Source organism: Streptomyces sp. NPDC059499, from assembly GCF_042749285.1.
In the GTDB taxonomy this organism is placed as follows: domain Bacteria; phylum Actinomycetota; class Actinomycetes; order Streptomycetales; family Streptomycetaceae; genus Streptomyces.
The window spans coordinates 109,589-127,433 of sequence record NZ_JBHYTT010000015.1; the positions used below are offsets into that span (position 1 = coordinate 109,589).

General features: G+C 69.6%; 21 protein-coding genes and 1 pseudogene. 1 reads left to right on the forward strand and 21 read right to left on the reverse strand.

Translation table 11 applies throughout. The features are described from left to right. Positions 1–16: 16 nt before the first annotated feature. From ACFW9O_RS28740 to rpsB, 5 genes are all read right to left on the reverse strand, one after another. Positions 17–1,105: a phosphatidate cytidylyltransferase gene (locus ACFW9O_RS28740; RefSeq protein ID WP_384613378.1), complete on the reverse strand. Its 1,089-nt coding sequence runs from the start codon at positions 1,103–1,105 to the stop codon at positions 17–19. Continuing rightward, positions 1,105–1,662 (reverse strand): ribosome recycling factor, encoded by a 558-nt coding sequence (gene frr, locus ACFW9O_RS28745; protein WP_031100531.1) that lies wholly within the window; start codon positions 1,660–1,662, stop codon positions 1,105–1,107. Before frr ends, ACFW9O_RS28740 begins: the two co-directional genes overlap by 1 nt. A 115-nt stretch (positions 1,663–1,777) precedes the next feature. Next, on the reverse strand, positions 1,778–2,554 hold the full coding sequence (gene pyrH, locus ACFW9O_RS28750; protein ID WP_351182181.1) for a UMP kinase: 777 nt from the start codon (positions 2,552–2,554) through the stop codon (positions 1,778–1,780). Positions 2,555–2,713: 159 nt separating this feature from the next. After that, entirely contained in the window at positions 2,714–3,550 is an 837-nt protein-coding gene (tsf, locus tag ACFW9O_RS28755) for a translation elongation factor Ts (RefSeq protein WP_351182178.1), read from the reverse strand. 102 nt (positions 3,551–3,652) lie between these two features. Next, entirely contained in the window at positions 3,653–4,591 is a 939-nt protein-coding gene (gene rpsB, locus ACFW9O_RS28760) for a 30S ribosomal protein S2 (RefSeq protein WP_329206935.1), read from the reverse strand. A 528-nt stretch (positions 4,592–5,119) separates the two neighbouring features. On the opposite strand from rpsB, the pseudogene ACFW9O_RS28765 reads away from it, so the two are divergent. Continuing rightward, positions 5,120–5,308, forward strand: a pseudogene (locus tag ACFW9O_RS28765) (M23 family peptidase); the annotation flags it as partial. A gap of 307 nt (positions 5,309–5,615) precedes the next feature. Here ACFW9O_RS28765 and ACFW9O_RS28770 read toward each other — a convergent pair. The 16 genes from ACFW9O_RS28770 to rpsP all read right to left on the reverse strand — a co-directional run bounded on the left by ACFW9O_RS28770 (position 5,616) and on the right by rpsP (position 17,696). Continuing rightward, positions 5,616–6,173, reverse strand: coding sequence for a helix-turn-helix domain-containing protein (locus tag ACFW9O_RS28770; RefSeq protein ID WP_351177748.1), 558 nt, complete (start codon positions 6,171–6,173; stop codon positions 5,616–5,618). Positions 6,174–6,270: 97 nt separating this feature from the next. Further along, the gene (gene whiG / locus ACFW9O_RS28775; protein ID WP_384613381.1) at positions 6,271–7,107 is read right to left on the reverse strand and encodes an RNA polymerase sigma factor WhiG; all 837 of its coding nucleotides are present in this window, start codon (positions 7,105–7,107) and stop codon (positions 6,271–6,273) included. 251 nt (positions 7,108–7,358) lie between these two features. Beyond that, a complete protein-coding gene (dprA, locus tag ACFW9O_RS28780; protein WP_384613383.1) occupies positions 7,359–8,531 on the reverse strand; it encodes a DNA-processing protein DprA in 1,173 nt (390 codons plus the stop codon). Beyond that, complete coding sequence (locus ACFW9O_RS28785; RefSeq protein WP_384613386.1) at positions 8,528–10,150, reverse strand: YifB family Mg chelatase-like AAA ATPase; 1,623 nt, start codon at positions 10,148–10,150, stop codon at positions 8,528–8,530. Before ACFW9O_RS28785 ends, dprA begins: the two co-directional genes overlap by 4 nt. Next, the gene (locus ACFW9O_RS28790) at positions 10,150–10,509 is read right to left on the reverse strand and encodes a YraN family protein (RefSeq protein ID WP_351177717.1); all 360 of its coding nucleotides are present in this window, start codon (positions 10,507–10,509) and stop codon (positions 10,150–10,152) included. Before ACFW9O_RS28790 ends, ACFW9O_RS28785 begins: the two co-directional genes overlap by 1 nt. Before the next feature lie 141 nt (positions 10,510–10,650). Then, complete coding sequence (locus ACFW9O_RS28795) at positions 10,651–10,959, reverse strand: DUF2469 domain-containing protein (RefSeq protein ID WP_003965949.1); 309 nt, start codon at positions 10,957–10,959, stop codon at positions 10,651–10,653. 63 nt (positions 10,960–11,022) lie between these two features. Beyond that, positions 11,023–11,511 carry an NUDIX hydrolase gene (locus tag ACFW9O_RS28800; protein ID WP_351177721.1) on the reverse strand — a complete coding sequence of 163 codons (489 nt, stop codon included), beginning with the start codon at positions 11,509–11,511 and terminating at the stop codon, positions 11,023–11,025. Next, a complete protein-coding gene (lepB, locus tag ACFW9O_RS28805; protein WP_384613388.1) occupies positions 11,501–12,277 on the reverse strand; it encodes a signal peptidase I in 777 nt (258 codons plus the stop codon). Before lepB (ACFW9O_RS28805) ends, ACFW9O_RS28800 begins: the two co-directional genes overlap by 11 nt. 50 nt (positions 12,278–12,327) lie before the next feature. Then, positions 12,328–13,263 carry a signal peptidase I gene (gene lepB / locus ACFW9O_RS28810; RefSeq protein ID WP_384613431.1) on the reverse strand — a complete coding sequence of 312 codons (936 nt, stop codon included), beginning with the start codon at positions 13,261–13,263 and terminating at the stop codon, positions 12,328–12,330. Further along, positions 13,169–14,239, reverse strand: a complete 1,071-nt coding sequence (gene lepB, locus ACFW9O_RS28815; protein ID WP_351177726.1) for a signal peptidase I — start codon at positions 14,237–14,239, stop codon at positions 13,169–13,171. The genes lepB (ACFW9O_RS28810) and lepB (ACFW9O_RS28815) overlap by 95 nt, the downstream gene beginning before the upstream one ends. Then, positions 14,232–14,999 carry a signal peptidase I gene (gene lepB, locus ACFW9O_RS28820; RefSeq protein WP_384613390.1) on the reverse strand — a complete coding sequence of 256 codons (768 nt, stop codon included), beginning with the start codon at positions 14,997–14,999 and terminating at the stop codon, positions 14,232–14,234. Before lepB (ACFW9O_RS28820) ends, lepB (ACFW9O_RS28815) begins: the two co-directional genes overlap by 8 nt. Positions 15,000–15,044: 45 nt before the next feature. Beyond that, entirely contained in the window at positions 15,045–15,395 is a 351-nt protein-coding gene (rplS, locus tag ACFW9O_RS28825; RefSeq protein ID WP_031100562.1) for a 50S ribosomal protein L19, read from the reverse strand. A 125-nt stretch (positions 15,396–15,520) separates the two neighbouring features. Continuing rightward, positions 15,521–16,342, reverse strand: coding sequence for a tRNA (guanosine(37)-N1)-methyltransferase TrmD (trmD, locus tag ACFW9O_RS28830; RefSeq protein ID WP_351177754.1), 822 nt, complete (start codon positions 16,340–16,342; stop codon positions 15,521–15,523). Beyond that, on the reverse strand, positions 16,342–16,926 hold the full coding sequence (gene rimM, locus ACFW9O_RS28835) for a ribosome maturation factor RimM (protein WP_384613392.1): 585 nt from the start codon (positions 16,924–16,926) through the stop codon (positions 16,342–16,344). Before rimM ends, trmD begins: the two co-directional genes overlap by 1 nt. 87 nt (positions 16,927–17,013) lie before the next feature. Then, entirely contained in the window at positions 17,014–17,253 is a 240-nt protein-coding gene (locus ACFW9O_RS28840) for an RNA-binding protein (protein WP_014153811.1), read from the reverse strand. Between the two features lie 2 nt (positions 17,254–17,255). Beyond that, positions 17,256–17,696 carry a 30S ribosomal protein S16 gene (gene rpsP / locus ACFW9O_RS28845; protein WP_329206954.1) on the reverse strand — a complete coding sequence of 147 codons (441 nt, stop codon included), beginning with the start codon at positions 17,694–17,696 and terminating at the stop codon, positions 17,256–17,258. Positions 17,697–17,845 lie beyond the last annotated feature (149 nt).

The window sequence follows — 17,845 nt, forward strand, 5'->3', positions numbered from 1 at the left end:
ACGCGAGCGCGATGACTCAGCCGGATCCTACGAACAGCACCAGCAGCAGCCAGACCACCGGCGCGGTGGGCAGCAGCGAGTCGAGCCGGTCCATGATGCCGCCGTGGCCCGGAAGCAGCGTGCCCATGTCCTTGATCCCGAGGTCCCGCTTGATCATGGACTCGCCCAGGTCGCCGAGGGTGGCGCTGGCGGCGACCGCCAGGCCCAGCAGCAGTCCCTGCCACCACCTGCCGTCGTCGATCAGGAACTCCATGCACAGCGCACCCGCGACCATCGCGAAACCGATCGCGCCGAACAGGCCCTCGCGGGTCTTCCCGGGACTGATGCGCGGTGCGAGCTTGTGCGTGCCGAAGCGCCAGCCGACGGCGTACGCACCGGTGTCGGCGACCACGGTGAGCAGCAGGAAGGTCAGCACACGCCACGGACCGTCGTCCGCGGTGAGCATCATCGCGACGAACGTCGCCAGGAACGGCACGTAGAAGACGGCGAAGACACCGGCCGTGACGTCCTTGAGGTATCCCTCCGGCGACTCGGTCATCCGCCAGACGAGCACCGCGAGCGCGGTGAGCGCCATGGCGACCCAGGCGCCCTCCGCGTCCCGCACGTAGCCGGCGACGACCATGGCTGCGCCGCCGACGGCGAGCGGCACGAGGGGGGCGTTGATCCCCTTGCGCTCCTTGAGGCGCGAGGTGAGCTCCCAGAGCCCGACCACCACCGCCAGCACGACCACACCGACGAAGACGGCCTTCACGATGAAGAGCGAACCGGCGACGACCACGCCGAGACCGAGGCCGACCCCTATCGCGGCGCGCAGATCACGACCTGCACGCTTCTTCTGCGGTGGGGGCGACGGCAACGCGGTGGACATGGGCTCCTGCTGCTTCTCGTCACGGAACAGGGGACCGCTGACCTGCGCGGCTTCCCTGTCCCGGTTGTCGCGGTCGTCTGCGTCTCTACCTGCGTCGGGAACGTCCGGCACGATGGGCATGGGCCGAGTCTGCTGGGCGCCGTGCACATCGTGGGCAGGACCCGCCGGAGCGGCCCCCATCTCGGGCGCACCCCAGTAGCCGGCTCCCTGCGGGGCGCCCCAGGAAGAGTCGTTCATCAGACTTCGAGCAGCTCGGCTTCCTTGTGCTTGAGCAGCTCGTCCACCTGTGCGACGTACTTCGCGGTGGTGTCGTCGAGCTCCTTCTCCGCGCGGCGGACCTCGTCCTCGCCGGACTCCTTGTCCTTGACGAGCTTGTCGAGCGACTCCTTGGCCTTGCGGCGGATGGAGCGGATCGAGATCTTGGAGTCCTCGGCCTTGGTCTTGGCGACCTTGATGTACTCCTTGCGACGGTCCTGCGTGAGCTCGGGGAACGTCACGCGGATGATGTTGCCGTCGTTGCTCGGGTTGACGCCGAGGTCGGAGTCACGGATCGCCTGCTCGATGTTGCGCAGCGCGGTCTTGTCGAACGGAGTCACCACGGCCATGCGCGGCTCGGGGACCGAGAACGAGGCCAGCTGGTTGATCGGGGTCAGCGCGCCGTAGTAGTCGGCGACGATCTTGTTGAACATCGCCGGGTGCGCACGGCCGGTACGGATCGCGGCAAAGTCTTCTTTGGCGACCACGACGGCCTTCTCCATCTTCTCCTCGGCCTCGAGGAGGATTTCTTCGATCACCACGTGCTCCTGCGTGTCTTGAGTGGGCCCGGCATCGTCGGGCCCTGCGGATCCTGCGTCGCGTCCTCACCTGCACGGTGTCCGACCGGCAGGCCGTTGTCCATCCTTTGGGCCGTCAGGCCCGGGTGCTCTCGTCACTCACGAGCGTGCCGATCTTCTCACCCTTGACCGCGCGGGCGATATTGCCCTCCGCGGTCAGCTCGAAGACGAGGATCGGGAGCTGATTGTCACGGCAGAGCGTGATGGCGGTGGCGTCGGCGACCTTGAGGTCACGGGCGAGCACCTCGCTGTATTCCAGCGCGTCGAACTTCACCGCACCGGGGTTGTTCTTGGGGTCGGAGTCGTAGACCCCGTCCACCCCGTTCTTCCCCATCAGCAGCGCCTCCGCCTCGATCTCGAGGGCGCGCTGGGCGGCGGTGGTGTCGGTGGAGAAGTACGGCATGCCCATGCCCGCGCCGAAGATGACGACGCGCCCCTTCTCCAGGTGCCGTACGGCACGGAGCGGGATGTACGGCTCCGCGACCTGACCCATGGTGATGGCGGTCTGGACGCGTGAGTCGATGCCTTCCTTCTCCAGGAAGTCCTGCAGTGCCAGGCAGTTCATGACCGTGCCGAGCATGCCCATGTAGTCGGACCGTGCCCGGTCCATGCCGCGCTGCTGGAGCTCGGCGCCACGGAAGAAGTTGCCACCGCCGATGACGACCGCGATCTCCGCGCCGTCCCGTACGACCGCGGCGATCTCGCGGGCGATGGTGTGCACGACATCGGGGTCGACGCCGAGACCCCCGCCACCGGCGAACGCCTCGCCGGACAGCTTCAGCATGAAGCGACCGGAAATCTTGCCGTCGTCGCCCTTGTGGTCACCCTGGGAGGCGTCTGCGCCCTTGTTCATGGAGATTCTCCTCGTGCACATACGAAGAAGGCCATTGCCGGTGGGTCTGGTGTCCCTCAGCGGCAATGGCCTCCTCGTCAGTTCTGCGGTCGTCCGGCATGAGTGCGGCCAGCGACTGCACCAGACCCTATCGGGGTCCGCCGTTGTTCGCGGACGGACTCAGATGCCGACCTTGATGCGCGCGAAGCGCTTCAGGCTGACACCGGCCTCGTCCAGGACCTTCTGGACGGACTTCTTGGCGTCCTTGGCGAACGCCTGCTCCAGGACGACGACGTCCTTGAAGAAGCCGTTGACGCGACCCTCGACGATCTTCGGGAGGGCGGCCTCGGGCTTGCCCTCCTCACGCGAGGTGGCCTCGGCGACACGGCGCTCGTTCTCGACCGTCTCGGCGGGGACCTCGTCGCGGTTGAGGTACTTCGGGGCGAAGGCAGTGATGTGCTGCGCGACGTCCTTGGCCACCTCGGCGTTGGGCTTGTCCAGCTCGACGAGCACGCCGACCTGCGGCGGGAGGTCGGGCATCGTGCGGTGCATGTACGCAGCCACGTAACCGCCGGTGAACTGCGCGAAGCGGTCCAGGACGATCTTCTCGCCGAGGTTGGCGTTGGCCTCGTCCACGTACGCCTGGACCGTCTTGCCGGGCTCGATCTCCGAGGCGAGGAGCGCCTGGATGTCGGCCGGGGAGGTCGCGGCGACGTGCGCGGCGAGCGTGTTGGCGACGGCCTGGAACTTCTCGCCCTTGGCGACGAAGTCCGTCTCGCACTTCAGCTCGAGCAGGACGCCGGACGTCTTGTCCTCGGAGATGAGGGAGACGACGGCGCCGTTCTCGGCAGAACGGCCCTCGCGCTTGGCGACGCCCTTCTGGCCCTTGATGCGGAGCGCCTCGACGGCGCCGTCGACGTTGCCGTCGGCCTCGTCGAGCGCCTTCTTGCAGTCCATCATGCCGGCGCCGGTGAGCTCGCGGAGCTTCTTGACGTCAGCGGCGGTGTAGTTCGCCATGAGTCTGTTTCTCTCTCGAAGTCTGAAAGATCTACGGGTGAACGGCGGGGGCGGTGCCAGTGGCACCGGCCCCCGCCGTCATTCAGCCGTGACTGACGGGTGTCAGGCCTGCTCGTCCGTGGCCGGAGCCTCGGCGGCGGGGGCGTCCGCGGCCGGAGCCTCGGCAGCCGGGGTCTCGGCCTCCTCGGCAGCGGCGACGGCCGGCTCGGCGTCGGCGGCCTTCTCGGTCTCGGCGGAGGACTGAACCTCGGCGTCGTCCTTCTTCTCGCCCTCGAGCAGGTCTCGCTCCCACTCGGCGAGCGGCTCGCCGGCGGCCTTCTCGCCCGGCTTCGAGTCACCGGTCGCGGCACCGGAACGGGCGATGAGGCCCTCGGCGACGGCGTCGGCGATCACGCGGGTGAGCAGGGTGACGGAGCGGATCGCGTCGTCGTTGCCCGGAATCTTGTAGTCGACCTCGTCGGGGTCGCAGTTGGTGTCGAGGATCGCGACGACCGGGATGTGGAGCTTGCGCGCCTCACCGACGGCGATGTGCTCCTTCTTGGTGTCGACGATCCAGACGGCGCTCGGCACCTTCTGCATCTCGCGGATACCACCGAGGGTCTTCTCCAGCTTGGCCTTCTCGCGGGAGAGGACCAGGAGCTCCTTCTTGGTGAGGCCGGAGGCGGCCACGTCCTCGAAGTCGATGAGCTCGAGCTCCTTCAGACGCTGAAGGCGCTTGTAGACGGTGGAGAAGTTGGTGAGCATGCCACCGAGCCAACGCTGGTTGACGTACGGCATGCCGACGCGCGTCGCCTGCTCGGCGATGGCCTCCTGCGCCTGCTTCTTCGTACCCACGAACATGATGGAGCCGCCGTGGGCGACGGTCTCCTTGACGAACTCGTAGGCGCGGTCGATGTACGACAGCGACTGGAGCAGGTCGATGATGTAGATGCCGTTGCGCTCGGTGAAGATGAAGCGCTTCATCTTCGGGTTCCAGCGACGGGTCTGGTGACCGAAGTGGACGCCGCTTTCCAGCAGCTCCCGCATCGTGACGACGGCCATGGCCGTACTCCTTGAGGTGCTCGGTTATCGCGACCGCAGGTTTGCTGTCGCGCCTGACGCCCCGACGCGCCGTGCCACGAGGGACCGAGGAGCGCGGACACCTCCGAAGAAAGGGAGGTGGCGGGGCGTGCGAAGTCGACCCGGTGACCCGGATCGCCAAAAGAAGTGTACGGGACCCGTCGAGTGCCGGGTGACGGCGATGTCCACAACCGGTCGGCTGTCCACAGATCCGCTCCATGATCCCCGCGGAACCGCCCGCCGGGAGATCGTTCCGTCATGTACCGCACTTCCGAAACAAGCGTACGGCGGTTCCGCGCCGCGCTGCTGGTGGCCGTGCTGAGCGCTCTGCTCACCGTGCTGCCGGCACGGTCCGGCGCCCGGGCGGCACCGGGGCCCGCGCCGGAGGGCGACCGTGCCTGGCCGCTCGCGGGCAGACCGCTGGTGGTACGCGGATGGGAGCCGCCCGCCGGTCCGTACGCCCGGGGCCACCGGGGCGTCGACCTCGCCGCGCCGCCGGGCACCCCGGTGATGGCCGCCGCACCGGGGCGGGTCTCGTTCGCGGGGCCCGTGGCGGGCCGCGGGGTGGTCTCGGTCGAGGTGGCCGGAAGCGGTGAGCCGCCGCTTCGCATCACGTACGAGCCCGTACGTGCGCAGGTCTCGAAGGGCGACGAGCTCGTGGCGGGGCAGGTGGTGGGGGTGACCGGGCAGGGGCCGTCCCACTGCGCGGCCGGCTGCCTGCACTGGGGGCTGCGGCGGGGGGACGCCTATCTGGATCCGCTGTCGCTGCTCCCCCCGTCACTGCTGCGCCGCGGGCCCTCCCGCCTGCTGCCCGTCTTCGGCGTACCCCTGCCGGGGACGGAACCTGCGCCTCGGACCGAAAGCTCCGCCGCGTTCAGGGCGCAGCCGTCCGGATACGGCACGGGCGGGTACGGGCCGGGCGGGTTCGCACAGGTCGTGGTGGTGCTGCTGCTCGCGACGGGAGCTGTAGCCGTCCACCGAAGCCGCAGGGGGCGCCGGCGGCGGTTCAGCCGCGTACGCCGCGCAGGACCATCGCCACGGCCGTGTCCGCGACCACGCCGGGCTCCTCCGCCGCGCCCAGCTCGATCCGGCGCACCGCAGCGTCCACCGAGCCCTGCAGCAGCATCGCGGCCAGCCGCGGCTGGGCATGGCCCAGGTCGCCGAGTGCCTCGACGATCATGGCGATCAGTCCGCCGTGCGCGGCCCTGATCTTCTCGCGCGCACCCGCGTCCAGCTCACTCGCGGAGATTGCGACGACCGCGCGGTGCCGCCGGTCGCCCACCAGATCGAGCTGTCGGCGCACATAGGCCTCGATCTTCTCCTCGGGCGTCCCGGCCCGGTCCATCGCGTTCTCGACCTCGGCGGCCCAGACGGGGAAGTCGACGGCGCAGAGCTCCTCGACAACGGCCGCACGGGAGCGGAAGTACTCGTAGACGGAGGACCTGGCAAGGCCGGTGCGCTCGGCGAGGGCGGGGAAGGTCAGCGCTTCCGTACCGCCCTCGGACAGCAAGGAGCGTGCGGCGTCCAGGAGGGCGCCGCGCTGCATGGTCCGGTGCTCGGCCACGGAGGCCGCTCGAATCCTGGGCACGCCTCCACTCTACGGCGGCATCTGTTCGAAAGGGGGTGCCCGGATGCGATCGGGTGGCCGAAGCCGCCACGGCTCAGCGGCCGGCGTCCGCCAGTTTGGCCCGGAGCTGCAGCACGGACTTGGTGTGGATCTGGCTGACCCGGCTCTCGGTGACTCCGAGGACGTTCCCGATCTCGGCGAGGGTGAGGCCCTCGTAGTAGTAGAGGGTGACCACGGTCTTCTCGCGTTCGGGGAGGGTGTTGATCGCGCGGGCGAGCAGCCGTCTGAGTTCGCGGTCCTCGGCGACCTCGACCGGGTTGTCGGCTGCGGTGTCCTCCAGGGTGTCCATCAGGCTCAGCCGGTCACCCCCCTCACCGCCGACGTGCAGGAGTTCCTCCAGAGCCACCACGTTGGCGAGTGACAACTGGCTGAAAACAGCGTGGAGTTCCTCCAGCGCGATGCCCATCTCCGCGGCGACCTCGGCCTCGGAGGGGGTTCGCCGCAGCTGCGCCTCCAACGTGGCGTAGGCACGCTCCACGTTGCGCGCCTTCTGCCGCACCGATCTCGGGATCCAGTCGAGCGCCCGGAGCTCGTCGATCATCGCGCCGCGGATCCGGGTGATCGCGTACGTCTCGAACTTGATGGCCCGTTCGATGTCGAACTTCTCGATGGCGTCGATCAGCCCGAAGACCCCGGAGGAGACGAAGTCCGCCTGTTCCACGTTGGACGGCAGCCCCACACTGACCCGGCCGGCGACGTACTTCACCAGGGGCGAGTAGTGCAGGATCAGCTGCTCCCGGAGACGCCCGTCGCCAGTGGTCTTGTATGAACGCCACAACTCCTCGAGCGAGGAAGGGGCGGGAGGGCGCACAGTGCCACGCGCAGCCGGTGGTGCTGCCGCGCGGTCAGACCCGGAGGTGTGCTGGGGCATGTGGTGCCTTGAGCCGTTCTGCTGTGAAGTGCTGGGGACGTGTCTCTGGGGCGGATTCCTTGTGAGCGTAGCGTGACTGAGGTGTTGCGGTGCGCGCAGGACAACGGATCCGTGCTGTGCAATTCCGTTCCGGATCCCGCGCCGTCGGACATGACCGAAGACCGGGAACGTCACCGCGCGCACCGGCCCCGGCGGCCCGAACAGGCGCTGCCGAAGTCATCGGCATCACCTTTTCACCCGTTTGCTGCTGGTCAAGTATCGCCTCGCCGCGCACCCCCATTGCGTGTCCGTACCACCGTCAACCGCCATCCGTCGGCCTCGCGTTCGACGAACCCCAGTGAGTGCAGTTCGTACAACCGCCCGAGTGCCTCATCGGTACTGGTCCCGGCGGTGCGGGCGACGTCGCGGCCCTCCATCGCTCCCCTGCGGGGCAGCGCGTCCAGGACCCGGGCGCTGACGGGGTCCAGGAGGTCCCTCGGCAGCACCGGGCCTCGCCTGGCCGGGGCCAGATCTCCGATCTCGCCCACCAGTTCGGCGATTTCGGCGGCGTCGGTGACCAGGACGCCCTCACCGCGCAGGAGTTCGTGGACCCCCGCCGACAGGCCACTGGTGGCCGGGCCCGGGACCCCCATCGTGTAGCGGCCGAGCCGCTGTGCGTTCCTGGCGGTGACCAGCGAGCCGCTGCGGTACTCGGCCTCCACCACGACGGTTCCCCTCGTCAGGGCGGCGATCACCCGGTTCCTGAGGATGAACCTGCTGCGCGTGGGGTGCTCGGAGGGCGGCAACTCCCCAATGACGAGCCCTTGTTCGACCATGCGTCCGATCAACTCCGCGTGACCCCGCGGATAGGCGACATCCACCCCGCAGGCCAGCACCGCCATGGTCGCCCCGCCCGCGGCCAGGGCGCCGCGGTGAGCCGCTCCGTCCACCCCGAAGGCGGCCCCCGAGACGACCACCCAACCCCGTTCGGCCAGCCCCGCTCCGATGCTCGCCGCCATGTGCGCCCCGTACGGTGTGCAGGCCCGGGCTCCGACCACGGCGACCGAGCGCAGCGCCCAAAGGCGCAGGTCGGGCAGCCCTCGGACCCAGAGGCCGATGGGCCGCGCGTCCGACAGGTCGTCGAGCTGGCTCGGCCACTCCGGGTCGCCGGGACAGACGAACCGTCCCCCGACCCCGGCCACGTCCGACAGGTCCCGCTCGGGATCGGCGGTCGACGCCCGTAAGCGGTAGCCGCTCAGCCGTGTCGCGGTCATCCCCTTCAGCGTCTCCGCCGAGCCGTCGGCGACGGTGAGGCGTCTCATCAGCTCCACGGGACCCACCTCGCGGAGCCAGCGGCCCGCCCGCTCGTCCCCCGGCTCGAAGATGCGGGTCAGCGCGGCCCGCGCCGGCCGCTCCCGGCCGGTGCGGGCCGACAGGCCGTTCACGAGGCACCGGCCCGCACGGGTACGCCCCGGTGGATGCCCGTCCGCAGCTCCAGGGCCGTCGCGATGTCGGAGGCGTCAGGACGGTCGGCGGCCCTCAGGTCCGCCACCGTCCACGCGACCCGGAGCACACGGTCCAGGCCTCGGGCGGTGAGGTTGCCGCGTTCCATGTCGCGCTCCGCGGCCATCAGCGCACCGGGCGCCGCGAGCAGCCTGGTCCGCAGCTCATGACCGGGGACTTCGCTGTTGGTGGTCCAGGGCGTGCCGGCCAGCCGGTCCGCGGCCCGCGCCCTCGCCTCCCGCACCCGGGCGGCGACCTCGGCCGAGGTCTCGCCCCGGCCTCCACGCCCCATCAGATCCGCCCGGCCCACCGGCTCGACCTCCACCCGCAGGTCCACCCGGTCCAGCAGCGGCCCGGAGAGCCGCGCCTGGTAGCGGCGGACCACGGAGGGCGGGCATTCGCAGCCCGCGCCCGTCAGGGTGTGCCGGCCGCACGGGCAGGGGTTCGCGGCCAGGACCATCAGGAACCTGGCGGGCAGCCGCACCACTCCGGCCGCACGTGCGACCACCACGTGTCCGGATTCCAGGGGCTGACGCAGCGCGTCCAGCGCCCGGCCGGAGAATTCCGGAGCCTCGTCCAGAAAGAGAACACCTCTGTGCGCCAGGGAGACCGCTCCGGGCCTCGGCAGCCCGTTGCCCCCGCCGACGAGCGACTGCATCGTCGCCGAGTGGTGCGGTGCGCAGTACGGCGCTCCGGTGACCAGTGGTTCACCCGGTGGGAGGATGCCCGCCACCGAGTGCACAGCCGTCACTTCGAGGGATTCCTGGCGGGTCAGCGGCGGCAGGATCGCCGTGAGGCGTTCGGCCAGCATCGTCTTGCCGGCACCCGGCGGTCCGGAGAGCAGAAGGTGGTGTCCGCCTGCCGCGGCGACCTCCAGGGCCTTGCGCGCTCTGGGCTGCCCGGCGACGTCCGCCAGGTCGGGACGGTGCCCCGCCCCCTGCGTGCCGAGCGGCGCGAGGCCCGTGCCGATGCCGGCACCCGGCATCATCAGTCCGGCGAGCATCGCGTCGGGGCGGCCCCGGTCGGCGGCCGGCTCGTCGGGCACGGCCTCGTCGCCGAGGATGGCGATCAGCTGCCGCAGGCTCCGCACTCCGAGGACCGAGACGCCGGGTACCAGCGCGGCTTCCCCCGCTGTCTGTTCTGGAACCACGACCTGCCGGTATCCCGCCTCGGCCGCCGCGAGGACGGCGGGGAGCACCCCGCGCACCGGTCGCACCCGGCCGTCGAGGCCGAGCTCCCCGATCATCACCACATCGGCGATGGCCGCGGGGTCGATCCGCTCCGCGGCGCCGAGCACCGCGCACGCGACGGCGAGGTCGAAGCCGGACCCGCCCTTGGGAACGGACGCGGGGGACAGCCCCACCGTGAGCTTCTTCTGCGGCCACTCGGCCCCGGAATTGACGACCGCGGCCCTGACCCGGTCCCGGCTCTCCACCAGGCTCTTGTCCGGAAGTCCGACCAGGGTGAATGCCGCCACGCCCGGTTCCAGATCGGCCTGGACCTCCACCACCACGCCCTCGACGCCCACCAGCGCCACCGAACACGCCCGCGCGAACCCCATCAGGCCACGCCCCTGACATGCTCGGCGACCGGGGCTCCGCGCCGGGGAAGGATCACACCGACCAGGTCGATCCGGGCCCCGCCCCGGGGCGGTCCGCCGTGCCGCTCGAGCCAGACCTCGGCGAGTCGGCGCAGCCGGTCCGCCTTGGCCGGTGTGACGGCCTCCATCGGATGCTCGAAGCATCCCGCCCTGCGGGTCTTCACTTCGCAGAAGACCACCGCGTCGCCGTCCCTGGCGACGATGTCGATCTCTCCTGCGCGACAGCGCCAGTTGCGCTCCAGTACGGCCATACCGGCGTCGGCCAGCAGCCGCGCCGCCAGGTCCTCGCCGTACCGCCCGAGTGCCCCCCGTGCGTTCATGTCGGCACCACCTCCGGCACCGACTCTGACGCGCCCCGTCCGATCTATTGGATCTTGGTGGACAACTCACTCATTGTGAATATTCCGGCCACCCGGACGAGTGAACCCGCGCCCTTGACCAGCACCCGGAGCGGTTGCCGATCATCCGCCCGGGAGTTCGAGATCGCTCTTGTTGAGCTCCTCGATGTTCACGTCCTTGAACGTCAGCACGCGGACCTGCTTGACGAACCTGGCGGGCCGGTACATGTCCCAGACCCACGCGTCCGCCATGGAAACCTCGAAAAAAACCTCGCCCTGGACCGAGTGCACCTGCATCTCGTAGTCGTTGGTGAGGTAGAAGCGCCGTTCGGTCTCGATCACATATTTGAACAGACCGACGACATCGCGGTACTCCCGGTAGAGCTTCAGCTCCATCTCGGTCTCGTACTTCTCGAGGTCCTCGGCGCTCATGGCATGTTCCCCTTCAGCCGTGCGTCCCCCTATTGTGCGTCAGCCTCACGCACCCCTGGACGATTAGACGATTTCGGGGGCGAGAACCAGCGGATCGCGCGGGGGACCCTCGTCGAGCAGCGTGCGCAGCAGCTCGCCGAGCCTGGTCGGATACACCGTCTCACGCGCCGCCAGAAGTTCGGCGGAGGTCCACCACCTGAGCCCGGCAACGCTGCGGAGCTCCAGCTCGGTGAGCCCCTTCTGGTCCGTGGCGGTCTGCGCCGTTCGAGCCAGGAAGTACCACTCGTCCTGGTCCCAGCGCCGCCCGTCGAACGGGAAGGAGCAGATCCGCTTCCAGAGCACCGGGCCCAGCGCGACGTCCGTGATCCCGGTCTCCTCGGCGAGCTCGCGCAGCGCGGCCTCCGCCCTAGTCTCGCCGCCCTCCAGGCCGCCGCCGGGAGTGAACCACCAACTCGTCCCCGGGTCGTCGGGCTCGAATCCGTGCAGCAGGAGGATCCGGTCGTCCGGGTCCAGGAGCACGACCCGGGCGACCTTGCGCTTCTCAGCGGGCACCGGTGGTGGCCCCTGCCCGCTTGTTCCGGCGTGCGGACCGTCCCGCGACGGCACCGAGGGCGGCCCCGCCCACGATGAGTGCCACGCCCGCCACGACGGCCCCGATCTGCAGTCGCAGCGGACCGCTGGACGACACACCGCCCGGCAGATCCGCGAAGGCCTCGGGGCGGTCGATCATGCCGTTCATGGGCCACGCGACGGCGTCCACCCGCGCCTGCACGGCGCTGCGCGGCACCGAGCCCTGCCCCGGGTCCTTGAGGTGAACCCTGGAGTCCAGCGAACCGGTGCGCTCGTCACCGAGGAGGAACAGCTGCCCCTCGGGGACCTCGGCCGTGAATTCCTCCACGGAAGCGGGCGCCTCGCCGTCGGCCTCGACCAGCAACGGGCCACCGTTCGCCTGGAGATACGGTTCCTCGACGGGCTTGCCGTTGATGGTCAGCCGGCCGTTCTTGTCGCAGCAGGCGATCTTGTCCCCGCCGACACCCACGACCCGTTTCACCATCGGCACATCGCCCCACGCCGCGTCCGTGAAGACGACGACGTCACCGCGCCGTACGTCGGCACCGTCTATCCGCTCCGCGAGCACCCGGTCCCCGGCGTTCACCGTCGGGGTCATCGACGCCGTCGGCACCGTGTACGGCTGGTACACCACCGCTCCCCAGGCGAATCCGCCGAGGAAGAGCACACAGCCGACGGCCACGGCCAGGTTCGACAACACGTTGCCGAGCCGGCCGCGGCCGTCATCCGTACGTCCCATTCCGCTCATCCCAGCGCTCCCCCATCGGAGATCGACAATCGCTGATCCGAGTCGGCACCCTACCCGGCGGTACGCCCGCTGGTCAGCCTCCGGCGACGCCAGAACACGAGGGGCAGCGCTCCGGCTACACCGAGTGCTGCCGGAGCGGCGGCAGCCGCCTTGTTCAGCCCGGGCTGGTCGAACGTGCTCGGGATCGGCAGGGTCGCCCACCGGTTGACCGGCCAGGCGACGACGATGGCCCGTCCGACCACCTCGTCCGTGGACACGGTGCCCTGTCCGGGCAGCTCCTGGTGGTAACGGGAGTCCAGCGAGTTCTGACGGTGGTCGCCCATCACCCAGATCCGGCCCTCGGGGACATGGATCGGGCCGAAGGGCTCGTCATCGCACGCACTGTTGCCCGCGAAGATGAACGACTTGTCGTCCAGCGCCTTGCCGTTGACCGTCACGGGGCCGTTCTTCTTGCACTCCACCGTGTCGCCGCCGATGGCGATGACCCGCTTGATCAGGTCCTTCTCCTCGGCGGACGGCATGAGCCCGATGAAGCTCAGGAACTTCTGCACCGCGTTCGGTTCCGGAGTCGCGGTGTCCTCGAGCCAGCCGCCCGGGTCGTGGAACACCACGACCTCGCCGCGCTCCGGCTCGGAGCCGAACCACGGCGTCAGCTTGTCGACGAGCACCCGGTCGCCCCGCTGCAGCGTGTTCTGCATGGAGTCCGAGGGGATCGAGAACGCCTGTACCAGGAACGTCTTGATCAGCAGCGCGAGGATGAGCGCGATACCGATGAGGAGCGGCAGTTCCTTCCAGAAGGAACGCGGCTTCTTCTGCGCCGTACTGCCGCCGCCCGGTGAGTCGTCCCCCGGGGAGTCGTCGGCCGGGAAGCCGTCCCCCGGGGGGACGCCGTCACCCTCCGCCCGGCCCGCCGAGTCCGCCGGGATCCCGCCGTTCGAAGGCCGGTCCTCGGGTTCGCCGTGTCCGGATCGTGCGCCGACCGCCAAATCCCCCACATCCACTCCTCACTCCGTGCCACCGCCCACGCCCGAATCGGCGCAGGCCCACCACTCCCATAACGAGCGGGAGTTCCGCAGGGGTCGGGAGCAGGACCATGTCGTTGCGATCCTGGGAGGACACACTATTCGACGGGCCCGTGGCCTCCGTCGCCCCGGCACGCGCATCGGGCACCGAGGCGAACGTCCCGGGTTCCTCGAGCTTGCGCCAGTGAGCGAACGGCCAGGCGATCACGACCGCCCGTCCCACGACCTCGTCCTCCGAAACCGTGCCCCTGTCCGGTTCGTCGAGGTGGAAGCGGGAGTCCGCGGAGTTCGACCGGTGGTCGCCCATCACGAAGATGCGGCCCTGCGGAACCTTTACCTCGAATTTGAGAGTCGAGGGCACATTGTCCGGATGCAGGTACGGCTCGTTGAGCGGCACGCCGTTGACGGTGACCTTGCCGTCCGTGCCGCAGCACTTCACGGTGTCGCCCCCGACGGCCACCACTCGCTTGATCAGATCCTGCTCGTCGTCCGAGGGCAGGAGTCCGATGAAGGTCAGCAGTTCCTTGACCTGCTTGACGCCGACCGGCGGCTCCTCCTTGGCGACGTTCTCCTGCTGCAGCCAGCCCCCCGGATCCCGGAAGACGACGACGTCGCCACGCTGCGGCTCGGAGCCGAACCACGGTGTCAGCTTGTCGACCAGCACCCGGTCGCCGATCTTGATGGTCTGCTCCATCGACCCGGACGGAATCACGAAGGCCTGCACCAGAAAGGTCTTGAGCACCAGCGCGATCAGCAGCGCCACCATGACGAGGAGCGGTATCTCCTTGATCGCGGACCGTCGCCTGCGCCGTTTGACCTTGCGGGCCAGCCTGCGGCGCTCCGCCCTCGTCGGCAGGGAGCGGGCCGAGGTCGGCCTGGTCCCGGTGGGCAGCGGAATGTGCGCTTCCGTCTCGCCGCGCCTGCGCCCCCGGTTACCCATGGATCGCGCCCGGCGGCCGTATGCCGGTGAAGGCATCGGTCCCGCCCAGGGGGCCGAGTCTGCCGAGCGGCCAGCCGAGCCAGTCGACGCGTCCGACGACCCGGTCCACAGGCACCATGCCGCCGCCGGGCTGCCCCAGGTGGTCACGGGAGTCCCGTGAGTTGCTGCGGTGGTCGCCCATGACCCACAGCGTGCCGTCGGGCACCACGATGTCGAAGGCCACTTCGGACGGGTTGTCACCCGGGTACAGATACTCCTCGTGCACCGACCGGCCGTTCACTTCGAGCCTCCCCCGCTTGTCGCAGCAGACCACGCGATCGCCCCCCACGCCCACCACCCGCTTCACGAAGTCGGTCTCGGCGGGCTCGGCCAGCCCCAGGGACGCGGCCGCCCCGCGCAGGAGCGCGGTGACGGGGTTCTCCGCGGGCGTCTCCTGTACGAAGGAGCCGGTGCCGTCGAAGACCACCACGTCGCCGCGCTGCGGCTCGGAGCCGAAACGGTACGCCAGTTTGTTGACGAGCACCCGGTCCCCCACCCGCAGCGTGGGCTCCATCGAGCCGCTGGGGATGAGGAAGGGCTGCAGCACGAAGGCGCTGAACAGCAGGAGAGCGACCGTGCAGAGCAGCCCCAGGAAGGCGGCTCGCCCCCAGGACAAGGTGTCCGGCCGGTCCGGGACATGCGTGAAGCGCGACCCCTCCTCCAGCCCTTCTTCAGGGGTGGAGGAGCGATCGCGCTCCGTGTGCTGGGCTTCCGTGTCCATCGGGGCCGAATCCTATCCGGCCACGCTGTGGACGCCGGCGCCGAATCAGCGGTCGCGCTTCTCCTTGATCTTCGCGGCCTTGCCGCGCAGCTCACGGAGGAAGTACAGCTTGGCGCGGCGGACGTCACCACGGGTGACGAGCTCGATCTTCTCGAAGATCGGGCTGTGCACCGGGAAGGTGCGCTCGACGCCGACGCTGAAGGAGACCTTGCGGACCGTGAAGGTCTCGCTGACGCCCGAGCCCTGGCGGCGGATGACGACGCCCTTGAACTGCTGGATACGGGAGCGGTTGCCCTCGATCACTCGCACGTGGACGTTGACGGTGTCACCCGGGCGGAAGGCCGGGAGGTCGGTACGCAGCGAGGCGGCATTGACGCCATCGAGCAGGGAAGTCATGTTGTCTGCTTTCTTCGCCGATGCCACAGGTCATCGACGGGAGAGTGGGAAAGTTCGGATGCTGATCACATCGGGCGGGCGTCTTTCCCCCTGTGGCAGGGGCGCACGCCGGACGTACAGCGGGCCTATTCTTCCACGGCCTCGGGCCTGCGCCAAAATCGGCCGCCGGGCTCCGGGGCCCAGCCCAGGATCGAGAGGATCTCGCGGTCCTTCTTGTCGAAGCCGGTTGCCTCGCAACGCTCGATCAGGTCGGGCCTGTTGAGGGCGGTACGACGGAACGCCTCGTCCCTGCGCCACCGCGCGATCCTGCCGTGGTGGCCGCTGAGCAGCACGTCCGGGATGCCGCGCCCGCGCCACTCGGGCGGCTTCGTGTAGACGGGCCCCTCGAGCAGATCGGCCATGGCTCCGGGTGCGAAGGAGTCGTCACGGTGCGATTCGGCGTTGCCGAGTACTCCCGGCAGGAGCCGCGCAACGGCCTCCGTGATCACCAGGACGGCCGCTTCCCCGCCGGCCAGGACGTAGTCCCCGATGGACACCTCCACGACCGGCATGCGGGTGGCGTACTCGTCCATCACCCGGCGGTCGATGCCCTCGTACCTGGCGGGCGTGAAGATCAGCCACGGCCGCTCCGAGAGCTCGACGGCGAGCTCCTGGGTGAAGGGCCGCCCGCTGGGTGTGGGCACCACGAGCACCGGGGAGTGCGCCCCAGCCTCGTAGCCGGCGGCCAGTGCGTCGTCCAGGGCCTCGCCCCAGGGCCCGGTCTTCATGACCATGCCGGGGCCGCCGCCGTACGGGGTGTCGTCCACCGTGTTGTGCCGGTCGTACGTCCAGTCCCGCAGGTCGTGGACGTGCACGTCGAGGCGCCCCCGGGAGCGCGCCTTGCCGACGAGGGAGACGTTCAGCGGTTCCAGGTACTCGGGAAAGATCGTGACGACGTCGAGCCGCATCACGCGTCGCCCTTTCCGGGCTCACCGGAGGCCTCGCCGGCCTCCTCGTCGCGCGAGGAGGCGACCACGGCCTCGCTCTCGTCGATCAGGCCGGGCGGCGGCGTGATGACGGCCCGCTGCTCCTCCAGGTCGATCTCGCTGACGATCTCCTCGACGAACGGGATCATCACCTCGCTGCCGTCGGGGCGCTCCACGATGAAGAGGTCCTGGGAGGGCAGGTGAGTGATCTCGGTGATCCGGCCGATCACGGTTCCGTCGGCGAGGACCACGTCGAGGTCCATCAGCTGGTGGTCGTAGAACTCCTCCGGGTCCTCGGGAAGCTCTTCCGGGTCCACCTCGGCGATCAGCAGCGTGTTGCGGAGTGCCTCGGCGGCCGTACGGTCGCGTACGCCCTCGAAGCGCAGCAGCAGCCTGCCGCTGTGCACCCGGCCGGTCTCGATCGTCAGGGGGCCCGTAGCCGCTGGTTCCGTGGCGAGGACGGCCCCGGGGCCGAGCCGCAGTTCGGGCTCGTCCGTCCGCACCTCGACGGTGACCTCGCCCTTGATGCCATGGGCGCGGCCGATCCGCGCAACTACCAACTGCACGCTACTTCTCCCGGTGATGGTGTAGGGACGACAAAGGCCGGGGACGGCTCGAAAGCCCTCCCCGGCCCCGGCCGGTGTTCAACTCTTTCAGCGAACCTGATCCACATCGACGAGGTCGACGCGGATACCACGGCCGCCGATTGCACCCACGACGGTACGCAGGGCGCGTGCGGTGCGGCCGTTGCGGCCGATCACCTTGCCGAGGTCATCGGGATGGACCCGGACCTCGAGCACACGTCCACGGCGCAGATCGCGCGAGGCGACCTGCACATCGTCGGGGTTGTCGACGATGCCCTTCACGAGGTGCTCAAGAGCCTCCTCGAGCATGCTCAGGCCTCGGTCGACTCGGTGGACGCGGCAGCGTCGGCCGCCTCGTCCGCCTTCTTGTCCGACTTCTTGGCCTTCTGGGTGATGGCCTCACCCTTGGCCTCGTCGCCGTCCGAGGTAAGGGCCTCGAACAGGGCGCGCTTGTCAGCCTTGGGCTCCGGCTGCAGCAGCGGCGCGGGGGCGGGAAGGCCCTTGTGGGCCTGCCAGTCACCGGTGAGCTTCAGGATCGCGAGGACCGGCTCGGTCGGCTGGGCGCCGACGGACAGCCAGTACTGCGCGCGCTCTGCGTTGACCTCGATGCGCGACGGGTTCTGCACCGGGTGGTACAGGCCGATCTCCTCGATGGCCCGGCCGTCACGGCGGGTACGGGAGTCGGCGACGATGATGCGGTAGTGAGGCGAACGGATCTTGCCCATGCGCTTCAGCTTGATCTTGACTGCCACGGAAGTGGTGTCTCCTGGTCTCTGACGTGGTTGGGCACAACAAGATGCCACGTGGGGTTGCGGTACTCGGGTGCCCGATGGACGCGTCAGCCGGAGGAAGAGAGGGGTCCTATGCGACTGTCGAGTACAGCTAGCCATTGTGCCACACC